We start from the raw sequence: 1739 nt of genomic DNA on the forward strand, positions 1-1739 counted from the left end.
GTAAAAACATTTGAATCACAAGTGCAAAGAAATCCTGATGGTATAGCAATTTCTCATGGAAAGCTAAAATATACCTACCAGGAACTAAATAAGAAATCGAATCAATTTGCTCACTATCTTCGTTCTCAATATCAGATTAAGCCTAATGATTTAGTTTGTTTATGTGTAGACAAAAATGAGTTGATGCTGATAGCGATATTGGCAGTTTTAAAGGTTGGGGCAGCTTATGTTCCGATGGAGCCAAGTTATCCAGAACATCGAATAGAGCATATTCTTGAAGATACAAAGAGTATGCTTTTAATCACTAATGAACAGCACGTTCCACGGTTGCATGAAGTTAAACGAAGTCATGATGTGTCTTTTGTTTGCATTGATAACTTAATCGCATCACCGGTTTTAATTAATTATCCTGAAGAGAATTTAGGTATTGCTATCCCGGAAAGTAATTTGGCCTATGTCATTTATACCTCCGGGACCACCGGGAAGCCCAAGGGAGTTTTACAAACCCATGGCAATGTAGCCAGATTGTTATTAGCAACAGAAGGTTTATATGGCTTTCATTCCGGTGATGTTTGGACTTTATTCCATGCCTATGTATTTGATTTCAGTGTGTGGGAGATCTGGGGGGCTTTGGCTTATGGGGGTAAGTTGGTTATCCCTTCACATGATCAAACCCGAGATTTTGCCGAATTCCATGCGTTATGTGAGCGCGAAGGGGTAACGGTTTTAAACCAAACGCCCAGTGCTTTTTATCAATTTATGGATTTTGCTACTGAGCAAAAGCTAGAGCATTTACGCTATGTCATTTTTGGTGGCGAAGCGCTACATCTTCCTCGATTAAGTCACTGGTTTTCATGTTACGGTGAGGATAAACCTCAGTTAATTAATATGTATGGAATTACCGAGACAACCGTACATGTGACGTATCATCGCATTAAGCAAGATAAATTGGATGAGCGTTCTCAAATTGGTACCGTGCTTTCTAATTTAAAAGCCTATGTTTTGGATGATGCACTGAACCCTGTTCCTGTGTATGCCATAGGCGAGTTATATGTGGGTGGTTCGAGTTTGGCGTGTGGTTATTTGAATCAAGAGGCATTAACCAGCGAGCGTTTTATTCCAAGTCCGTTTGATGAAGGTCGTTTGTATAAAACAGGGGATTTAGTTCGTTGGCTACCTGATGGAAGCCTGGAATATGTAGGCCGTAATGATTTTCAAGTCAAGATCCGTGGCCATCGCATTGAGCTGGGTGAAATAGAGTCTGTTTTATTAAGTTATCCAGGTATGAAACAGGCTGTGGTGTTGGCCAAAAAACAGCAGTCAACTGAAGGATATTATTTGGTTGGTTACTGTGTATCGGATGGAGTTTATGAAGAACAGGCATTGATGAATTATTTAAGTCATCGATTGCCTGATTACATGGTACCGCAAGTATTTGTTCCTTTGGAAAAATTGCCTTTAACGGTTAATGGGAAATTAGATCATCAGCAATTGCCTGAGCCTGTTCAAAAATCCAGTAATGTTTATGTTGCGCCGCGCAGTGATTTGGAACGTCAAGTATGTGAAATATGGGCTGAAGTGTTGGGCATTCCTTTGGACCGATTAAGCATCAGGGATGATTTCTTTAGATTGGGTGGAGACAGTATTGTCAGTATTCAATTGAGCAGCCGGATGCGGCAACGCCTTGGGCTGGTGGTTAGTGTGCGCTCCATCTTTAATTGTCGAAGTATTGAACGGTT

1 protein-coding gene is annotated in these 1739 nt (G+C 40.6%); it reads left to right on the forward strand.

All coding sequences use genetic code 11. The features are described 5' to 3' along the window. Positions 1 to 1739, forward strand: a 1739-nt coding sequence (locus ELY21_RS15465; protein WP_127110932.1) for an amino acid adenylation domain-containing protein, incomplete at both ends; no start/stop codon positions are given.

The sequence above is a fragment of the Legionella sp. km535 genome (assembly GCF_003990085.1).
GTDB lineage: Bacteria > Pseudomonadota > Gammaproteobacteria > Legionellales > Legionellaceae > Legionella > Legionella moravica.